The organism is Streptomyces viridiviolaceus (assembly GCF_014650995.1).
In the GTDB taxonomy this organism is placed as follows: Bacteria; Actinomycetota; Actinomycetes; order Streptomycetales; family Streptomycetaceae; genus Streptomyces; species Streptomyces viridiviolaceus.
Genome location: NZ_BMWA01000003.1, coordinates 45016 through 64548 on the forward strand (window position 1 = coordinate 45016; position 19533 = coordinate 64548).

The window sequence follows — 19533 nt, forward strand, 5'->3', positions numbered from 1 at the left end:
CTCATCGGGTGAGAACGTCACCTCACCGACTGCGCCCGATCGGCCTGTCCCTGCGCCGGCAGCGACACCCGGGCCCGCACCACCGGTTCCAGCAGCAGCGGCAGCCCGACCACCGGCAGCAGCCAGGCCAGCACGATCAGCCGCTCGCCCCAGATGTTGATGTCCGGGTGCCCGGCCTGGGTGAGGATCCCGGTGAACGCCGCGGCGACCAGGAACACACCGAACGCCGGCCGCCGCAGCGCGCCCCACGCACCGGCGGCCAGGGCGGCCAGGAACAGCGGCTCCCACAGCTGTCTGCGCAGCCACTCCACCCAGAAGTTGCCCTGCAGCTGCCAGAACTCCCGCCACGGACGCTCCCGGTCGGGCCGGGCGAAGTGGCCCGTGAGCAGGTCCTGCAGGCTGTCGGACTCGGACGGGTAGTGCAGCAGCCGGGCGAGCAGCATCGTGCCGAGCGCGGCGGCCAGCCCCACCCCGGTGAGCGCCAGGGCGTCCCGGCCCGGCGGCCGGCCGCGCCGGTGCCGCGCCAGCACGGTCACCGCGCCCGCCCCCGCCAGACACAGCCCGAGGAACAGCGCCTGGGAGTGCTTGACGGCGAACAGCGCGACCAGCGCCCCCGCGACCAGCGCCAGGCCCGTCCGCTCACGCCGCCCCCGCAGCACCAGCGCACAGCCCCACACCGCCGCCAGGGTCAGCGCCATCAGCAGTCCCTCGGTCATCGGACGCATGGCGGTCGTGCCGCACGGCAGCACGTAGTACAGCGCCTGCCCGGTCAGCGCGAGCGGCACCGGCACGGACAGCGTGCGCAGGACCAGGAACGCGAGGACACCGCCCGCGACCGTCACGACGACACCCGCCGCCCACAGCCCCCACGTGACGCCGAACAGGGAGATGAACGGCACCAGGAACGCCGGATACCCGGGCCGCGCCTCGAAGATCCGCATGAAGCGTTCCGTCATGTACGGCACGGTGTGCCCGCCGGTCTGCCCGGCCTCCAGCCGCGGTTCCACCTGCCGCCACTCCGCCACCCGGCATGCGTCCGTCACCCGCTCGGTGGGGTCGGGCCGGTGGAAGCGCACCACGTCCACGCTCTGGTCGCGCCGCGCTTTCGACGCGGCGCTCAGGCACACGTAGTCGATCGTGGCCGCCGCCGCATCCCGCTTGCTCTCACCCCGCAGGCTCAGGGCGTACGACAGGTAGTTCTTCGTGTCGGGGGTGTCCCGGCCGGTGACGTTCGCCAGCTGGAGCACGGCGAACACCGCGGCCAGGACCAGCACCCAGGTACGCGGCCTCACGAGGACGTGAGCAGGTCGCGGTCGGCCGGTGCGGGGCGGCGGCGCGGAACCGGCACGGGCGTGGGCATCGGCTCGCCCAGCATCAGCGTCCGCACCACCCGCTCGGCGGCCCGGCCGTCGTCGAACTCGCAGAACCGGTCCCGGAAGGCGGACCGCAGCCGCGCCGCCTCCTCGTCCCGCCACGCCCCGGACGCCAGCAGCCAGGCCAGCTCCCGGTAGGAGCGCGCCACATGGCCGGGCGCCTCGGCGGTGATGTCGAAGTAGGCGCCGCGGCTCGCCGCGTACGCGCCCCAGTCGTCGGCGTGGATCAGGATCGGCCGGTCCAGGTTGGCGTAGTCGAACATCAGGGCGGAGTAGTCGGTGATCAGCAGGTCGGAGGCGAGCATCACCTCCTCGACGTGCGGCTCGTCCGTCGCGTCGACCACCACGCCCCGCCGGTGCAGCTCGGCCAGGCCCATGCCGCGCGCCGGGCCGGTGGCCAGCGAGGGGTGCAGGCGGACCACCAGGGTGTGCCCGTCGCCGAGGTCCGCGGCGAGGCGGGCCGGGTCGATCCGCTCGACGTGCCCGCCCCGCCGGTAGTCGCGGCGGGTCGGCGCGTACAGCACGACCCGGTGGTCGTCCGGGATGCCGTGCCGGTGCCGGAAGCCGGCCCCGTCCTCCGGCCGCGCGCCGACCAGGACGTCGTTGCGGGGGCTGCCGGTCCTCAGCGAGGTGAAGTGGCAGGGATAGGCCCGCTCCCACACCAGCTCCGAGTACCGGTTGGCGACCAGGCTGTAGTCCCAGCGGTCGGCACGGCGCAGCATCTGCGGCACGTCGAGGCCGAGCCGGGCACCGGGCTTGTCCAGCAGATCGGCGCCCATGTACTTGAGCGGTGTGCCCTGATGGGTGTGGATGTGGACGCTGCCGGGGCGCTTGGCCACCGCACCCGGCCAGTTGACGTTGTTGACGAAGTAGGTGGCCCGCTCGGTCACCCGGCGGTAGCGGGAGCTGCCGAGGACCACATGGTCCGTCCCCGGCGGCAGCAGGGCCGTGTCCGCCGCGTACTCCTCGTCGCGCACCACCCACACCCCGCGCAGCCGCGGGGCGATCTCCTGCGCCTTGCGGTAGACCGCCGCGGGGTCGCCGAGCACACCGCGGTGCGAGAACGCCGAGTACACGACGAGGTCCGGGTCCAGCGGGCGGCGGGTGTGCACCGCGGTCCGGACGCGCCCCAGGCGCCCGGCGACCGCCCCGCGCGCCCGCTGGGCCCGCCGCCCCAGCTCGCGGCCGGCCCGCCCGGTCTGCCGCCGCAGCTGGTAGGCCGCGTAGCCGTGCTCCAGCACCCGCAGTCCGGCCGGGACCTGGGCACCCTCCGGCCGCCGCGCGCGGAACATCTCGGCGGTGCGCCGGAAGAACTCGGCCTTGTCGGACGGGGGCAGCCGGTCCGGCTTGGCGAGGATGTCCAGGCAGTGCTCGCCCATCTTGGCGTGCAGGAACGGACGCCACCGGGCCAGCTCCGGGCGGGCGTCGAGATACGCGAAGACCCGCTCGTACTGCTGGTGGATGTCGAAGTGCTTGCGGCTGGTGGTGGACAGGATGTTGCCCTGGCGGCGCTGCCGGTAGTTCAGGCAGATGCGGTCCAGTGTGGCGATCCGTCCGGCGCTGAACATCACCGGGAACGTCCACGGCGTGTCCTCGTAGTAGCCCGGCGGGAAGGTGAAGCCCTCGCGCTCGACGAAGTCGCGCCGGTAGACCTTGTTCCAGACCACCATCAGCAGGTCGAGGATCTCCGGGTGCTCGGCGGCGGTGAACGTGCCGTCGCCGGCCTCGGCGAGCACTCGCGCCAGGACGTTGCGGCGGGTCCCGCCCCACCAGTAGGTGCGCGCGTAGTCGAAGACCAGCACGTCCGGGTCGCCGGTCTCCGCGAGCCGGTCGGTCATCGCGCGCAGGGCGCCCGGTGTGAGGGTGTCGTCGCTGTCGAGGAAGAACAGGTAGTCGCCGGTGGCGTGCGGCATCCCGGCGTTGCGGGCCCGTCCGAGGCCGACGTTCTCCTCCAGGTGCAGCACGCGCACCCGCTCGTCACGGGCCGCGTACTCGTCGAGGATCGCGCCGCAGCCGTCCGGGGAGCAGTCGTCGACGGCGATGACCTCGATGTCCCGGTAGGACTGGTCCAGGACCGAGTCCAGGCACTCGCGCAGGAAGCCCTGCACCTTGAAACAGGGGATGATGACGGAGAAGCGGGGCACTTCGGGTTCAGCTCCTTACGAGGGTGGCGGCGGGGGCCGGGACGCGCTCCGCGAGCGGGGTCACGGGTGGGATCGCCTCCGGCGGCTCGCCGAGCAGCACCCGGCGCACCACGCGCTCGGCGGCCCGGCCGTCGTCGAACTCGCAGAAGCGCTCCCGGAAGGCCGCCCGCAGCGCCGCGGACTCGGCGCCCGCGTAACTGCCGTCCCGGAAGACGCGCGCCAGTTCCTCCGGCGTCCGCGCCACCGGGCCGGGCGGCGCCGCCATCAGGTCGAAGTAGACGCCGCGCGTCTCCCGGTAGACCTCCCAGTCGTCGGCGTACACCACGATCGGCCGGTCGAGGTTGGCGTAGTCGAACATGATCGAGGAGTAGTCGGTGACCAGCGCGTCGGCGGCCAGGCACACGTCCTCCGAGGAGCGGTGCGCGGTGACGTCGATGATCCGTCCGCTGCTCCTCGCGCCGCCCCGGTCGTAGAAGTAGTGGGCGCGCAGCAGCACCACCACGTCCTCGCCGGCCGCCTCGCAGAACGCCTCCAGGTCCAGGGCGCCGGTGTCGAAGCCGGTCTCGTGGTCCCGGTGGGTGGGCGCGTACAGCACGGCCGTCTTCCCCTCCGGAACGCCCAGTTCACGCCTCACGCGGGCGACGTCGTCGGCGGTCGCCGTGTAGTAGACGTCGTTGCGCGGATAGCCGTACTCCAGGTGCTCGTAGGAGCCGGGGAAGGCGCGCTCCCACATCTGCGTGGAGTGGCGGTTGGAGGAGAGGTTGTAGTCCCAGCGGTCCACGCGGCCCAGCAGCTTGGCGAAGCTGCCGCTCGCCGCGGCCACCACCGGGTACGTCGACTGGTCCACGCCCATCGTCTTCAGCGGCGTGCCGTGCTGGGTCTGCAGGTGCACGCTGCCCGGCCGCTTGACCACGCCCTCGGCGAAGTTGGCGTTGTTGACCAGGTACGTGGCGCGGGCCAGCACCTCCCAGTAGCGCCGGCTGCCGATGACGGCGTGGTCGACGTCCTTCGGCACGGTGTGTGCCTGGCCCGGCTCGACCAGGAACACCGCGCGCAGATGCGGGGCGAGTTCGTGGGCCTTGGCGTGGATCGCGGCCGGGTTGCAGGCGTAGCCGCGGCCCCAGTACGCGCAGTAGACGGCCAGGTCGGGGTCCAGCGGCCGGCGCAGGTGACGCCGGTAGAGCAGGCGGGTGCGCAGCCCGTGGGGGCGGGGCAGGGACTGGAGCGTCCTGGCCGCCGTCCGGTTGGCGGCGCGCAGCGCGCGGAACCCCGCGTACGACCCGGACGCCAGCAGCCGGTGCTGCACGCCCAGCCGGCCGCCCGGCGGACGGAAACCGGCCGGGCGGTGGTGCCGGTAGAGGCTGCTCGCCCGGCGGAAGAAGGCACGGCGGCCTCCGGTCAGCCGCCGCGGATGGGTGGCCGTCTTCAGGATCGCCGCGAACAGCTGCTCGAACAGCGGCCCGCGTCGCTCGGCCGGCAGCTCCCGCTCGGCGGCGTGCTCGAGCGCCCGCTCGGCCTGGTCCAGCAGTTCCGCGTGGTGATCGCCCGGCAGGTTCAGCCGGTTGCCCTGCCGCCGCACCAGATGCCGTACGACGACGGAGCGCAGCACCGCCATGCGCTCGGCGCCCGCCGCGGCCATGGCACCGAAACCGACGTCCGTGAAGTGGCCCTCGGGGAAGGCGAGTCGCCGCTCGGCGAGGAAGGAACGCCGGTAGGCCGCACTCCACGCCGGCAGCTGCACGCCCGTGAGGTGCACGGCCCGGTCGGGCGAGAAGGCGCCGTCCGGGGCCTTGGCCAGCAGCGGCGCGGGCGGGTTGGTCGGCTCGCCCTCCCACCAGGGGGCGCGTTCGTGCTCGAAGTACAGCACGTCCACGTCGCCGGTCCGGGCGAGCCGCGCGTCCAGGGCCGCCAGCGCGCCCGGGACGAGTACGTCGTCACCGTCGAGGAACAGCAGGTATGCGCCGGTCGCCGCCCGCACCCCGGTGTTGCGTGCCCCGGCCAGCCCGGCCGACGGCGGCGAGTGCACGGGCGCCACCCGGGAGTCCCGGTCGGCGCGGGCGGCGGCGACCTCGGCCGCCGCGCAGTCCGGTGCGTCGCAGACCGGGATCAGCTCGAAGTCGCCGAAGGACTGCGTGAGGACCGAGTCCAGCGCCTGGGACAGCCGGCCCGCGACCCCGTGGGACGGAACGATGATGCTGAAGCGGGGCATACTGCTCTTTCTCTTGTTCTCCTGGTCCGACGGGAGACCCCCGTGTTCAGGCCGGCCGGCCCGGCCGCCCGGTCGGCCGCCAGGTGGACGGCCGGGTCGGGGTGGGCCGCGACGAGCTGCGGGGCATGCGAACTCCCAGTGGGCAAACGGCGATCAGAGGCTGTCGGTGACGGTGCGGGGACCGGCGGGTTGCGGAACGGTGGCGAGCGGAGTGCGCGCGAGGGACGCGGCGGCGGACGGCGCGGGACGCCGTTCGGAGAGGGGCACGACCGGCGGGAGGTCCCTCTCGCCGAGGACGACGCGGCGGACGACGCGCTCGGCGGCGCGTCCGTCGTCGTACGGGCAGAACCGTTCCCGGAACGCCGCCCGCAGCTGGGCGGAGCGTGAGCCGCGCCAGTGACCGGAGGCGAAGATGTCGATCAGCTCGTCCTCGCTGTACGCCGTCGCGCCCGGCGGGAACGAACGCAGGTCGAAGTAGGTCCCGCGGACCGCCTCGAACACCTCCTGGTCCTCGGCGTGGATCACGATCGGCCGGTCGAGGCCCGCGTAGTCGAACATCAGCGAGGAGTAGTCGGTGATCAGGGCGTCCGAGGCCAGGCACAGCGACTCGACGCTCGTGTGGTCGCTGACGTCGAGGACGCGGCCCCGGGACTCGGCGAGCGGGCCGCCGTGCCGGTGGTGGGCGCGGGCGAGCACCATGAAACGGGGGCCCAGGCGGGTGACGACGCGCTCCAGGTCCAGGAGGGCGCGCTGGGTGCGGCGGTGGTCGCGGTGGGTGGGCGCGTACAGGATCGCGACCGTGCCCTCGGGGATGCCGAGCGTCTCGCGCAGCCGGGCCACGTCGGTGGCCGTCGCCCGCTGGAAGACGTCGGTGCGCGGCTGGCCGTACTCCAGCGTGGTGTAGGACCCCGGGTGGACGCGCTCCCAGGTCAGCGTGGAGTGCTGGTTGGCGGACAGGACGTAGTCCCAGGCTGCGACGTCGCGCAGGAGCCGGGCGAAGTCGGTGCCGCGGGCGGCGGCCGGGCGCTCCTGGAGGTCCAGGCCCATGTGCTTGAGCGGGGTGCCCGCCTGCGTCTGGACCAGGATCTGGCCGCGGCGCTTGACCAGCCGGCCGTCGATGGCGCCGCTCGCGACCAGGTACCGGGAGCGGGCCAGCGCGGTCCAGTACGCGGCCGTGCCCGGGGTCAGCCGGCGCGGCCCGGGCGGCACCGTGTGGTGGTGCTGGGGATCGGCGACCCACGCCGTGCGCACATGCGGGGCGAAGGAGCGGAACGCCTGCTCCAGCGCCCCCGGGTTGCCGCCGTGGCCCAGGCCACCGTGCTCGGCGAAGACGGCACGGTCGGCGCGCACGGGCAGGCTGCGCTGGATCCGGTAGTGCAGCCGGAGCACGGCCGTCCGCACGCCGCGCAGCACCCGCGCGGTGCGCTTGGCGCCCCTGCGGCGCAGGGCCGACGCCAGCCGCAGGGCCTCGTAGGTGCGGCGCAGGCCCAGGCGGATCAGGGCGTGGCGCAGCCGGACGGGCAGCGGGGCGGGGGCGCCGGGGACGCGGTAGCGGCGGCAGTGGACGCGGGCCCGGCGCAGGAACTCGGCGCGCAGGTGCCGCGGGAGGCGGTCGGGCCGGCCGAACACCGTCGCCAGGTGGTCGGCCATGCGGCGGAACAGCACCGGCCGCCAGCGGTCCAGCTCCGGGTCCGACTCCAGGTGGGCGAAGACCCGGTCGTACTGCGCGAAGACGTCGAGGTGCCGCTCGCTCGGCGTGCCCAGGATGCTGCCCCGCCGCTGCCGGTAGTGCACGCAGACCCGGTCCAGGGTCGCGATCGACTCCGCCGCCATCAGCACCGGGTACGTCCACGGCGTGTCCTCGTAGTAGCCGGGCGGAAAGACGAAGCCCGCGCGCTCGACGAACTCGCGCCGGCAGGTCTTGTTCCAGGCCACCATCAGCAGTTCCAGCAGCTCCGGACGGTCGGTCAGCCGGAACGGTGCCGGGCCCCGCTCGGTGAGGTGCGCGGCGGCCCGGTTGCGGACCGCCTCGCCCGTCCAGTGGGTGCGCGCGTAGTCGTAGACCAGGACGTCGGGCTCGCCGGTCTCCTTCAGCCGGTCGGCGACGGCCTGCAGCGCGCCCGGGGTGAGAGTGTCGTCGCCGTCGAGGAACACGAGGTAGTCGCCGGTGGCCCGCTCCATCCCGGCGTTGCGGGCCGGGCCCAGGCCCTGGTTCTCGGGCAGGTGCACGGGCCGTACGCGCGGATCGCGTGCGGCGAACTCGTCGATGACCGTGCCGCAGGCGTCCGGCGAGCAGTCGTCGACGGCGATCAGTTCGAGATCGGCGTACGACTGGGACAGCACCGATTCCAGGCACTCGTGCAGATACGCCTGAACCTGGTACGCGGGGACGATGACACTGAACCTGGGCACGGGGACATCCATGGGTCGGCGCGGGCGTTCTGCCCGGCAACGGCCGATGGAGTGACTTGGTTACGTTCGCTACGGCATTCGGGGGACCGGGCGGACGGACGCGCGAAGGGGCGGGCCGGCACCGGCCCGCCCCTCAACCGCGTTCTGTGGACGACTACTTGACGGCGCCCGCCATCACTCCGGAGACGAACTGCCGCTGGAACGCGAAGAACACGGCCAGCGGGATCACCATGGAGATGAACGCGCCGGGCGCCAGCACGTCGATGTTGTTGCCGAACTGGCGCACCTGCGTCTGCAGCGCGACCGTGATCGGCTGGCTCCCGGAGTCCGAGAAGATCAGCGCGACCAGCATGTCGTTCCACACCCACAGGAACTGGAAGATGCCGAGGCTCGCGATCGCGGGACCGCCGAGAGGCATCACGACCCGGGCGAACAGCCGCAGTTCACCTGCTCCGTCGAGCCTGGCCGCCTCCAGCAGCTCCCGCGGGATCTCCGCGAAGAAGTTCCGCAGCAGGAACACCGCGAACGGCAGGCCGAAGCCGACGTGGAAGAGGATCACGCCCAGGAACGAACCGAACAGGCCGATCTCGCCGAAGAGTTCGGCGATCGGGATCAGCGCCACCTGCACCGGCACCACCAGCAGCCCGACCACACCCAGGAACCACCAGTCCCGCCCCGGGAACTCCATCCACGCGAACGCGTACCCGGCGAGGGAGCCGATCACGACGACGAGGACCGTCGCCGGGACCGTGATCAGTACGGTGTTGACCAGGGAGGAGGTGATGTCACCGTTCTTCAGCAGCTCCTCGTAGGCGTCGAAGGTGAGCTGGGAGGGCTGGGTGAAGACCTCCCACCAGCCGCTCGCCGCCAGGTCCCGGGGCGTGCGCAGCGAGGACAGCAGCAGACCGATCGTGGGAACGAGCCAGAACAGGCCCACGACGATCAGGAACACCCTGACCAGGCCGCCGCTGACGCCCTCGGCGAGCCGCGAGCCCAGCGACCGCTTGCCCTTGGCGGTGCCGGCGGGGGGCCGCCGAGCCGCCCCGGTGGGGGAACCCGCGTCCGCGGTCATCGCCGCACCTCCCGCCTGAGCCTGCGGATGTTGAACCACATCACCGGGATGACCAGCAGGAGCAGGAACACCGAGATGGCGCTGGCGACGCCCGGCTGGTCCTCGGAGAAGCCCTTGCGGTACAGCTCCAGGGCGAGCACGTTCGCGTCGTCCTGGGAGGAGCCGGGGGCGATGATGAAGACCAGGTCGAAGATCTTCAGAACGTTGATCATCAGGGTGACGGTGACCACCGCGAGGACCGGGGCGAGGAGGGGGACCGTGACCCTTCTGAACACCTGCCACTCGTTGGCGCCGTCGACGCGCGCCGCCTCCAGCAGCTCCCGTGGGACGCCCGCCAGACCGGCCGCGATCAGCACCATGGCGAAGCCCGCCCACATCCACACGTACGAGCCGATGATCGCCGGCGTGACGAGCGACGGGCCGAGCCAGTCCAGGCCGTTGTACGGCTCCTTGAAGTTGTCGGCGGGGAGTCTGAGCTGTGCCCCGTCGGCCGCGGCGGGCAGCGTGAACGTGCCGTCGCCGGCGGCCGTGGTGGACGCCACGACCTTGCCGTCCTTGACCGCCTCGATCTTCATGCCGGCGTAGCCCAGTTCGGAGGCGTCGACACCGCCGAGCTTCCCGACGCCCTTGCCGCGGGTGAAATCCTGCCAGGCGGTACCGGTGATCCGGCCGTCCTCCGGCCGCGCGGCCACCGCGTTCTTCGCGTCGTCCGGCATCTGGTCGGGGGCCACGCCGACCAGGGGCAGGGTGACGACCTGGCCGGTACGGACGGGCTCCTTGGTGATGAACGCGCCCCCTCCGGCGGGCCGGAGCGGCGACTCGCGCCCCGGATGCGCCTTCGGGAACGCCGAGGACTGCGCGAAGGTGTCGTGGACACCGACCCACACCGCGTTCGCGACGCCCTTGTCCGGGTCCTGGTCGTACACCAGGCGGAAGATGATGCCGGCGGCCAGCATCGAGATCGCCATCGGCATGAAGACGACCAGCTTGAACGCCGTGCCCCAGCGCACCCGTTCGGTCAGCACCGCGAAGACCAGCCCGAGCGCGGTGGCGACCGTCGGCGCGAACACCACCCAGATGACGTTGTTCTTCAGGGCGGTGCGGATGCCGTCGTCCGTGAACAGGGCCTGGTAGTTGTCGAATCCGGCGAAGCCGTCGCCGGACTGGTCGTAGAAGCTGCGGACGAGCGAGTACCCGATCGGGTAGACCACGAGCGCGCCGAGCAGCACGAAGGCGGGCAGCAGGAACAGGGCCGCCACGGTCCTGCGGGTGCCGGTCACGCTCTTGCGCGACTTGGGTGCGGCGGGGGCCGGCGAGGCCCCCGTCGCGCTGGCCGACGTCATCCGTCAGCCCCCGTAGGCGGCGGCCGCGTCCGCCTCCAGCTTCGCCTGCGTGCCCGCGATGTCCTTCGGGTTCTTCAGGAAGTCCTGCAGGGCCTTCCACTCGCCCTTGCCGGGCGTGCCGCCGAACGCCTGCGGGGCCTGGTCGGACATGTCGAAGCGGAAGTCGTCGCCGGCCGCGAGCAGTGCCTCGGCCATCTTGCGCTGCACGTCGTTCGGGTACGCCGACGCGTCCACGTTCTTGTTCGGCGAGAGGTAACCGCCCAGCTTCGCGTGGACCGTCGCCGCGTCCGGCGAGGCCAGGAAGGTGGCCAGGGCCTGCGCCGCCTTCGAGTCCTCCAGGATGACGGCCGCGTCGCCGCCGGAGACCACCGGCGCGGTGCCGCCCACGGCCGGGAACGGGAACACCTTGGCGTCCGTGCCGACCTTCGCCTTGGTCTCACCGATGTTGACCTGCACGAAGTCGCCCTCGTAGACCATGCCGGCCTTGGGCTGGTCGCCGCCGGTGAAGGTCTGCGTCACCGAGGCCGGGAACTCCGTCTGGAGCGCGCCCTTCGCGCCGCCCGCGATGTAGTCCTTCTTGCCCCAGATCTCCGCGAGCGTGGTCAGGGCCTCCTTCACGGACGGGTCCGTCCACTTGATCTCGTGCTTGGCCAGCTGGTCGTACTTCTCCGGGCCCGCCTGCGAGAGGTAGATGTTCTCGAACCAGTCGGTGAGGGTCCAGCCGTCCGCGCCGCCGACGGAGAACGGCGTGACCCCGGAGTCGTAGACGGTCTGCGCGGTGGTCAGCAGTTCGTCCCAGGTCTTCGGCTCCGAGGCGCCCGCGTTCTCGAAGACCTGCGCGTTGTACCAGATCAGCGACTTGTTGGCGGCCTTGTAGTAGACGCCGTAACTCTTGCCGTCGACCTTGCCGATGTCCTGCCAGCCCTGCGAGTAGTTCTCGGCCAGCTCCTTGGTGGCCTCGGCGCCCAGCGGCTTGGCCCAGCCCTTGTCGACGGCCTGCTTGATGGCGCCGGGCTGCGGGAGCATCGCCACGTCCGGCGGCTGCCCGCCCGCGATCTTGGAACCGAGGAAGTTGATGATCGGGTCCTGCGCGGGCACGAAGGTCACCTTGGCGCCGGTGCGCTTCTCGAACTCGGCGAGGACCTGCTTGAAGTTCTTCTGCTCGGCGCCGGTCCAGACGGCGGCGACCTCCAGGGTCTCGCCGTCCAGCTTCGGGAGGGTGACGGAGGCCGCCGTCTCCTTGTCGCCGCTGCCCCGGCTGCCGCTGTCGTCCTTGTCGTCGTCGCCACCGCACGCGGTGAGCGAGAGCGCGAGCGCTCCCGCCGCGACGGCGGCCGCGACCCTGAGCGACGCGGCCCTGCGTGTCCGGATGGTGCTGATCGTGCTGCGCATCACTGCCCCGTTCTTCGTTCCTCGTCGAACGTTCGGCGCTGTCCCGTGCGGTCTGGTGTACGCCAGGGGGGTGGGGGCGGCAAGAGCGCGTCCCGTGTAAAGCTGAAGATCGTGACCGCGTCGTGACTCGTCGGAGCCTGCGGGCGTGTCGCGGGCCGCGCGGAGCCTGCGGGCGGTCGCGTGCCGCGCCGCGTGACCGCGGGCGGTCGTGCCTCCCCCCGTGCCTGAACGGCCTGGGAGTACCCCCAGGGCGGCACGGGTGGGCGACGGGGGTCCCCCCGGCTCGAGCGAAGCCGAGAGCGGGGGAGGCATCCCGGTGGCGCCGGGCTGCGCGACTCATTTCCGGCCCGCACCGACGCCGGGCAACCCGTCGGCGCCGACCAGGCAACCGACCCTGCCCGAACCCACGCCGCGCACTACAGCAGCGACGGCACCTCCGCCGCCGCGACCTCCCGCGCCGCCCGGTCCAACGCGCTGGCCAGCAACGCCAGATCGGTCGGCCCGTTCCCCAACTCCCGCACGGGCCGCCGGGCCGGCGGGTCCCCCATCCGGTGCCACTCCAGCGGCACCACCGTGGGCCGCAGGGTCGCCGTCCGCGGGATGCGCCCCGTGACCCGGCCCGCCTGGAACACCACGGACCGGCCCTCCGCGCCGGCCAGCCGCCCCCGGCCGGGCGCCGGTTCGTCCGGACCCGGCGCCGGCGCGTCGAGCGTGACCCGCAGCGCGGCCCGGCGGGCCGGTTCAGTCTGGGCCGTGCGGCCCCCGGGGCCGGTGGCGGCCACCAGGTGCACGCCGAGCCGCTCGCCCTCCCGCGCGACGGCCTCCAGTGCCCGCATCACCGAACCCGCGGCGGGCCGTCCGGGTGATCCCAGCGGGGGAGTGACGAGCGCGTCCAGGTCGTCCACGACCACGACCAGCCGGGGCAGCGGCGGCGCGGCCTCGGCCCGGCGCCGGGCCGCTCCCGGCCGCAGCCGCAGGGTGGAACTCGGCGGGGCCTCGAGGTCCCCGGCGTCGGGCCCGGAGGCCTCCGCCGCCGGGGCCGACGTACCGCGTGAGACCGCCGTGCGCTGGGGGACCAGCCGGCCGGAGACCTCGCGCCCGGTGTGCCACTCGGCGAAGTCCGACCGGCCGACCAGCTCGGCGCGCCGCTTCAGCTCGGCGCTCAGCGACTGCGCGAACTCCCGCATGCGCACCGGATCGTTGGCGGTCAGGTGGGTGGTGACGTGCGGCACGTCCGTGCACACGCGCAGGCCCTCGCCGTGGCCGCCGCCCGCGCCCACGCTGTCCCGGCCGTCCATCAGGACGATGCCGAGGCGGTCGGGGCGCTCGGCGGAGGCGAGCGAGGCGACGACCGCGCGCAGCAGCTCCGTACGGCCGCTGCCGGGCGGCCCCTCGATCAACAGGTGCGGTCCCTCGGCGGCGAGGTCCACCGCGACCGGGCCGCGGGGCCCGGCGCCCAGCACGGCGTGCGCGCGTCCGCCGAGCGCCTCGGCGTCGTCGGCCGCGTCCGCCCAGCGGGCCATCAGGGACGCCGGTGTGGCGCGGGCCAGGCCCAGTTCGTCGAGGAGCCGGGCCGCCTGGGGCAGCGGCGCCGACACGCGTGCGTGCCGCTCGCCCGCCTGGCCGTCCGTGCGCAGCGGCGCCATCGCGCGGGCGAACCGCTCCGCCCACGCCGGTGAGACGGCGTCCACGGTGCCGAGGGTGCCGTGGCCGACCGGGCCGGGGGACCCTCCCGAGCGCGCGACGCGCAGCAGCCGCAGGGCCGTCGCCACGTCCCCGCTGAGCAGCGCGACGGCACCGCACTCGCCGAACACCGGCGACACCGCGCAGGCCGCCTCGTACGTCTCCGCCACCGGTGACACCGGGGAGGCGGCCGGTGTCTCGGCGAGGCACACCACGTGGATGCCGGCGCGTGGGCCCTCCAGGGCCAGCCTCGCCACCGCCTCGCGCACGTCGGCTCCGCCGGGGTCCCCGTCGACGACGAGGACGGTGTACGGCCCCGCGAAGGCGTCGGCCGGGTCGGCCCCGTCGTCCGCCCGTGCCCAGGAGGGCCGCCGAGCCTCCCGGTCCGTCGTCTCCCGGCCGGACGCGCCCCGCCCGTCCGGGCCGGGCGGCATCTCGTGGGCCGAGGCCGTGGGCTGCGCCGGTATCGCGCGGGCGGGCGCCGGCGGGTGTGCCCCGGCCCTCGCGTCGGCCAGGTGGTCCTCCAGCCTGCGCAGGAGTTCGTGGGTGCGGGCGCCGGCCTGCTCCCGGTCGTAGGCGAGCAGCAGCCGGCAGTCCTGGCCGTGCCCCGGACGCACGTGCGGCAGCCAGCCCAGCCAGGACCATTCGGCGGTCCGCTCGGCGAGCGGGCGGGAGCGGTCCGCGCTGAGCAGGACGATCTCCAGCGCCGCGGGGGAGTGCAGCGCGGCGAGCTGGGCCAGCACAGCGCGGGCCAGGCCGGACAGCCGCGCGCGGGGGCCGGCCAGGCCGAGCGCCCCGACCTCGCGCAGCCCGGCGGTCACCGGTACCGCGGGCAGTGGGGCCGAGCCGCCGGGCGCCACCCGGTCGGCCGTGCCCAGCCGCACGGTGAGCGCCTCGGGGTGTCCCGGCGCGCGCTCCCACAGCCGGGCGCCGGGGCCCAGCGCCGTCAGCAGCAGGGCGGCGGGGTCCGGCCAGGTCTCCGGCGCCGGGGAGCCGCCGGCCGGGGCGGGTGCCGCGGCGTCGGCCGTCTCCTCGTCGTACGCCCCGGACCCGGCTGTGTCCTGTGCTGCGCGCCCGCTCGCCAGCCGCCGGGCCCATGCGCCGAGCCCTCCGCGCCTGCGCACGCCCTGCGGCACGTCGGTGCCCCGCAGCGGGGTGCCCTTGCGCGTGGTGCCGCCGGGGGCACCGGCCTGCGTGGCCCCGCCGAACGTGCCCGTGCCGCTGTGGGTGGCGTCCGTGCCGGGGGCCGGCCGGGGTGCTCCTTCGAGGGACGTCGCGCGCCGCGCGTCCGCCGGGGGGACCGCGCCACCGCTCTCGATGCGCGGTGCTCCGCTCTGACCGGGCACCAGGGGCCGTCCGGTCGCCGGGTTCCGGGGGGCTGCCGGGACCTGCGGGGCCAGTGGGCCCTGTGCCGTCCAGGGGCCCTGTCCGGCCCCCGGGCCCTGACCGGGCACCCGTTCCTGATCGCGCGCAGGAGCCCGGCCCGGTGCCGGGGGCGGCGCCGTCTGCCCCGGGGCTTCCGGCGCCGGGCCGACGCCGTGGCCCGCCGTGCCGTACGCGCGGTGCGTGCGCTCGGCGGGATGCTCCGCCCCGTCGGCCACGCGCGCGTGGGTGACCTCGTCGCCGTCGGAGTCCGCGGCGCTCAGGCGCACGTGCCCCTCCCCGTCCGGCGTCGTCTCCAGCCGCGCCCCCGCCCCCTGGGCCGGGACCAGCCGCAGCGCCGACTCCCCGATGCGCAGCAGCGCCCCCGGCACGAAGCGGACCGGGCGCGTGCCCACGGGGGCGCCGTCCAGCATGGTGCCGTTGGTGGAGCCGAGGTCGGCGACCGAGACGCGGCCGTCGGCGCCGACGGTCACGGCGCAGTGGATCCGGGAGACGTCCGGGTCGTCGAGCGCGACGTCGGCGTCGGCGGAGCGGCCGAGCTGGATCTGCCCGCCGTGCAGCAGGTGGACCCCGCCCGCGTCGGGCCCGGCGACCACGTGGAGCTGGGCGGTGGCGTCGGCCGGCTCGGTGTGCGGGTCGGGCTCGCCGGGGGCGCCCAGGCAGAGCACGGCGCCGTCGATCAGCGGGGGCTCGCCCAGGGTGCAGCGCTGGGCGTCCAGCCGCTGCGCGCCGGCGTAGAGCACGACCGGGCCGGTGCCCTGGGCGTCGGCGCCGGGGACCGCCGCGGCCAGCGCGGAGGCGACCGCGGCCAGGGCCGTGCCGGCGGGCGCCGTGACCAGCACGTCGCAGCTCGCGGCCCGGGCCCGCGCCGGCACGGCGAACGGGCCCAGCGGGTCTACGACGGTCAGCCGGATCTGCATCGCCGTCAGCGGTCCCTTCGCGCGGGCGCCCGCGCATCGGGGACGAAGCCACTCTCCGCGGTCCCCCACCGCGGACTTCCCCCACCGCCACACGAGCACGTCGGCCAGTACTGGAGGCATCCTCGCACCTGCCACCGACAACGTGCCCGCCGCCCGCCGCCGAATGATCTTGATTGGTCGCCTCTGCCCGCAAAAGTGCCTGGCCGGTGCCCCCTGAATGATCGAATGGCGCCCGCTTGAGATCGGTCACGTTCGGGCCCGGCAACCAACGGACCGGGTCGAGCGTCTTTCCTTCGAACATGTACCGGAACCGGACGTAAGACGCACCGGTGGACCAACGGGAACCACAGGAAGAGGACAGCCGGTGCCGCGCCCGGCGGCACTACAGTGGGTCGGAAACAGTGGGTCGGAACAAGCCAGCAAGCAACAGGGAGCGCATGACGTGCGGCCGGTAGGCAGCAAGTACCTCCTCGAGGAGCCGCTCGGTCGCGGCGCCACGGGGACCGTCTGGCGAGCCCGCCAGCGGGAGACCGCGGGGGCCGAGGCGGCCGTGCCCGGACAGCCAGGCGAGACCGTCGCGATCAAGGTCCTCAAGGAGGAGCTCGCGAACGACGCCGACGTCGTGATGCGCTTCCTGCGGGAGCGTTCCGTCCTGCTCCGGCTGACCCACCCCAACATCGTCCGGGTCCGCGACCTGGTCGTCGAAGGTGATCTGCTGGCGCTGGTCATGGACCTCGTCGACGGCCCCGACCTGCACCGCTACCTGCGCGAGAACGGTCCCTTCAGCCCCGTCGCCGCCGCGCTGCTCACCGCCCAGATCGCCGACGCGCTGGCCGCCAGCCACGCCGACGGCGTCGTCCACCGCGACCTGAAGCCGGCCAACGTCCTGCTCAAGCAGGACGGCGGCGAGATGCACCCGATGCTCACCGACTTCGGCATCGCCCGCCTCGCCGACTCACCCGGCCTCACCCGCACCCACGAGTTCGTCGGCACGCCCGCGTACGTGGCGCCGGAGTCCGCCGAGGGCCGCCCGCAGACCTCCGCCGTCGACATCTACGGCGCCGGCATCCTGCTCTACGAGCTGGTCACCGGCCGTCCGCCGTTCTCCGGCGGCTCCGCGCTGGAGGTCCTGCACCAGCACCTGAGCGCCGAACCGCGCCGGCCCTCCACCGTCCCCGACCCGCTGTGGACGGTCATAGAGCGCTGCCTGCGCAAGAACCCCGACGAGCGGCCCAGCGCCGAGAACCTGGCGCGCGGCCTGCGCGTCGTCGCCGAGGGCATCGGCGTGCACGCGAACAGCGCGCAGATCGGCGCCGCCGAGAACGTCGGAGCGCTCCTCGCCCCCGACCCGGCCCCCGCCCCGGTGCCGGGCGCCCCCGGTGCCGCCGACCCGACGCAGGTCCTGCCGCAGAACCCGGGCGGCGCCTACGACCCCAACGCCGCGACCAGCGTCATGCCGCAGACCGGCAACCCCGCGGGCGCCGCCGACCCCACCGCCGTCCTGCCGAACCGCGGCGCCGCCGACCCGACCGCCGTCATGCCGCCGGTGCCCCCGGGGCAGCCGGGCGGGCCGGGGCAGGGCGGGCAGCCCGGCGGCCCCGAGGACCCGCACCCCTGGCAGAACCAGCTGCGCGCCGCCCGCGACCGCAACGAGCAGACGCAGGTCCAGTACCTCGACCCGAACGAGGACCCGCTGCGCCGCCGCCCCCAGCGCCAGGTCGCCCGGCCGCAGCGGCAGCCCGGGCCCGCGCCGCGCGCCCCCCAGCAGCCGCCGCAGGGCTACGGCTATCCGCAGCAGCCCCAGCCGCAGCGGTACGCCAATCCGCAGCCCCAGCAGCCCCAGCAGCCCCAGCAGCCCCAGCAACCCCAGCGGTACGCCCCGCCGCCCGCGCCCGAGCCCCAGCGGCCCAGGCGCGAGCCCCGGCCGCCCCGCCAGCGCAGCGCCAACCCGATGCGCATCCCCGGCCTCGGCTGCCTCAAGGGATGCCTCTTCACGATCGTCATCCTGTTCGTGGCCGGCTGGCTGATCTGGGAGCTGAGCCCGCTGCAGGACTGGATCGGCACCGGCAAGGGTTACTGGGACCAGCTCAGCGACTGGTTCGACACCGTGACCGGATGGATCGGGGACCTGGGCGGCGGCGGGAGCTCGGGCGGCAACTGACCCCCGACGGGCCGCGCTCCCCCCGAGTCTGGAGATTTGTCGACAACTGGCGGGGGATTTCCGCCTCCACGGTGAAGGTCGGCTCCGCGGACGCGTAGTTTTGTCGGCAACACGCGTCGGTAGGAGCAGTCTTGGCACGGAAGATCGGCAGCCGGTACACCGCCCACCAGATCCTCGGACGGGGCAGCGCCGGCACGGTGTGGCTGGGCGAGGGGCCCGAGGGCCCCGTCGCGATCAAGCTGCTGCGCGAGGACCTGGCGTCCGACCAGGAGCTCGTCGGCCGCTTCGTGCAGGAGCGGACCGCCCTGCTCGGCCTCGAACACCCGCACGTCGTCTCCGTGCGCGACCTCGTGGTCGACGGGAACGACCTGGCTCTGGTCATGGACCTGGTGCGCGGCACGGACCTGCGCACCCGCCTGGACCGGGAGCGCCGCCTCGCGCCCGAGGCCGCGGTGGCCGTCGTCGCCGACATCGCGGACGGGCTGGCCGCCGCGCATGCCGCCGGAGTGGTGCACCGCGACGTCAAGCCGGAGAACGTGCTGCTGGACATGCAGGGCCCGCTCGGCCCCGGCGGCTCGCACCGCGCCCTGCTGACGGACTTCGGTGTGGCCAAACTCATCGACACCCCGCGGCGCACCCGCACGACGAAGATCATCGGCACCCCCGACTACCTCGCCCCGGAGATCGTCGAGGGCCTGCCGCCCCGGGCCGCGGTCGACATCTACGCGCTGGCCACGGTCCTGTACGAGCTGCTGGCCGGCTTCACGCCGTTCGGCGGCGGCCACCCGGGCGCCGTGCTGCGCCGCCATGTGACCGAGACGGTCGTCCCCCTCCCCGGCATCCCGGACGAGCTGTGGCAGCTGATCGTGCAGTGCCTGGCCAAGGCGCCGGCCTCGCGGCTGCGCGCCTCGGAGCTGGGCGCCCGGCTGCGCGAGCTGCTGCCGATGCTGGCGGGCATGCCGCCGCTGGACGTGGACGAGCCCGACGCGGAGCAGGCGGAGGACACCACCGAGGAGCCGGCCGCCTCACCCGCGCCCGCCGGGGAGCCGGTACGGCGCCGCGGGGCGGTCCCCCTGGTGCCGGGCGCCAAGCCGGCCGACTCCAACCGCGACACGCACACCTCCATGCGGGTACCGGCCCCCGACGAGCTGGCGGGCGGTGCCCGCGGCACCGCCCGCGCCCCCCGCGCCTCCGGCGCGCCACGCCCGGGCTCGGCCAGGAACCGGGCCGCCGCGCGGCGCCGCCGGCTGGCCCTCGGCGCGGGCGCGGTCGCCCTCGTGGCGGCGATCGGCGTCGGTACCTGGCTGGCCACGGGCGGTGACGAAGCCGGCGCGGATCCGCAGGACACCAGGAACTCGGCACCGGCGTCGCCGTGAGGTGCGGCACCCCTCCGACGCCGTGACCCGGCGTGGAGCGCTTGGCAGAGCCGTTACGCTGGATG

At 74.4% G+C, this 19533-nt stretch carries 10 protein-coding genes; 2 read left to right on the plus strand and 8 right to left on the minus strand.

The genetic code is table 11. The features are described from left to right. Positions 1 to 17: 17 nt before the first annotated feature. From IE260_RS04265 to IE260_RS04300, 8 genes are all read right to left on the minus strand, one after another. The gene (locus IE260_RS04265) at positions 18 to 1292 is read right to left on the minus strand and encodes a hypothetical protein (RefSeq protein ID WP_189869103.1); all 1275 of its coding nucleotides are present in this window, start codon (positions 1290 to 1292) and stop codon (positions 18 to 20) included. Next, a complete protein-coding gene (locus IE260_RS04270) occupies positions 1289 to 3517 on the minus strand; it encodes a bifunctional glycosyltransferase/CDP-glycerol:glycerophosphate glycerophosphotransferase (RefSeq protein WP_189869104.1) in 2229 nt (742 codons plus the stop codon). The genes IE260_RS04265 and IE260_RS04270 overlap by 4 nt, the downstream gene beginning before the upstream one ends. 7 nt (positions 3518 to 3524) lie before the next feature. Further along, entirely contained in the window at positions 3525 to 5726 is a 2202-nt protein-coding gene (locus IE260_RS04275) for a bifunctional glycosyltransferase family 2 protein/CDP-glycerol:glycerophosphate glycerophosphotransferase (protein ID WP_189869105.1), read from the minus strand. A gap of 153 nt (positions 5727 to 5879) precedes the next feature. Next, positions 5880 to 8138 carry a bifunctional glycosyltransferase/CDP-glycerol:glycerophosphate glycerophosphotransferase gene (locus tag IE260_RS04280; RefSeq protein WP_189869106.1) on the minus strand — a complete coding sequence of 753 codons (2259 nt, stop codon included), beginning with the start codon at positions 8136 to 8138 and terminating at the stop codon, positions 5880 to 5882. A 154-nt stretch (positions 8139 to 8292) separates the two neighbouring features. Next, positions 8293 to 9210, minus strand: a complete 918-nt coding sequence (locus IE260_RS04285; RefSeq protein WP_189869107.1) for a carbohydrate ABC transporter permease — start codon at positions 9208 to 9210, stop codon at positions 8293 to 8295. Beyond that, positions 9207 to 10553, minus strand: a complete 1347-nt coding sequence (locus IE260_RS04290) for a carbohydrate ABC transporter permease (protein ID WP_189869108.1) — start codon at positions 10551 to 10553, stop codon at positions 9207 to 9209. Before IE260_RS04290 ends, IE260_RS04285 begins: the two co-directional genes overlap by 4 nt. Before the next feature lie 3 nt (positions 10554 to 10556). Next, on the minus strand, positions 10557 to 11945 hold the full coding sequence (locus IE260_RS04295; RefSeq protein ID WP_189869109.1) for an ABC transporter substrate-binding protein: 1389 nt from the start codon (positions 11943 to 11945) through the stop codon (positions 10557 to 10559). A gap of 416 nt (positions 11946 to 12361) precedes the next feature. After that, entirely contained in the window at positions 12362 to 15931 is a 3570-nt protein-coding gene (locus tag IE260_RS04300) for an FHA domain-containing protein (RefSeq protein ID WP_189869408.1), read from the minus strand. A 442-nt stretch (positions 15932 to 16373) separates the two neighbouring features. On the opposite strand from IE260_RS04300, the gene IE260_RS04305 reads away from it, so the two are divergent. Both IE260_RS04305 and IE260_RS04310 read left to right on the plus strand, forming a co-directional pair. After that, complete coding sequence (locus tag IE260_RS04305; RefSeq protein WP_189869110.1) at positions 16374 to 18092, plus strand: serine/threonine-protein kinase; 1719 nt, start codon at positions 16374 to 16376, stop codon at positions 18090 to 18092. A 131-nt stretch (positions 18093 to 18223) separates the two neighbouring features. Further along, positions 18224 to 19468: a serine/threonine-protein kinase gene (locus tag IE260_RS04310; RefSeq protein WP_189869111.1), complete on the plus strand. Its 1245-nt coding sequence runs from the start codon at positions 18224 to 18226 to the stop codon at positions 19466 to 19468. The last annotated feature ends 65 nt before the right edge of the window (positions 19469 to 19533 follow it).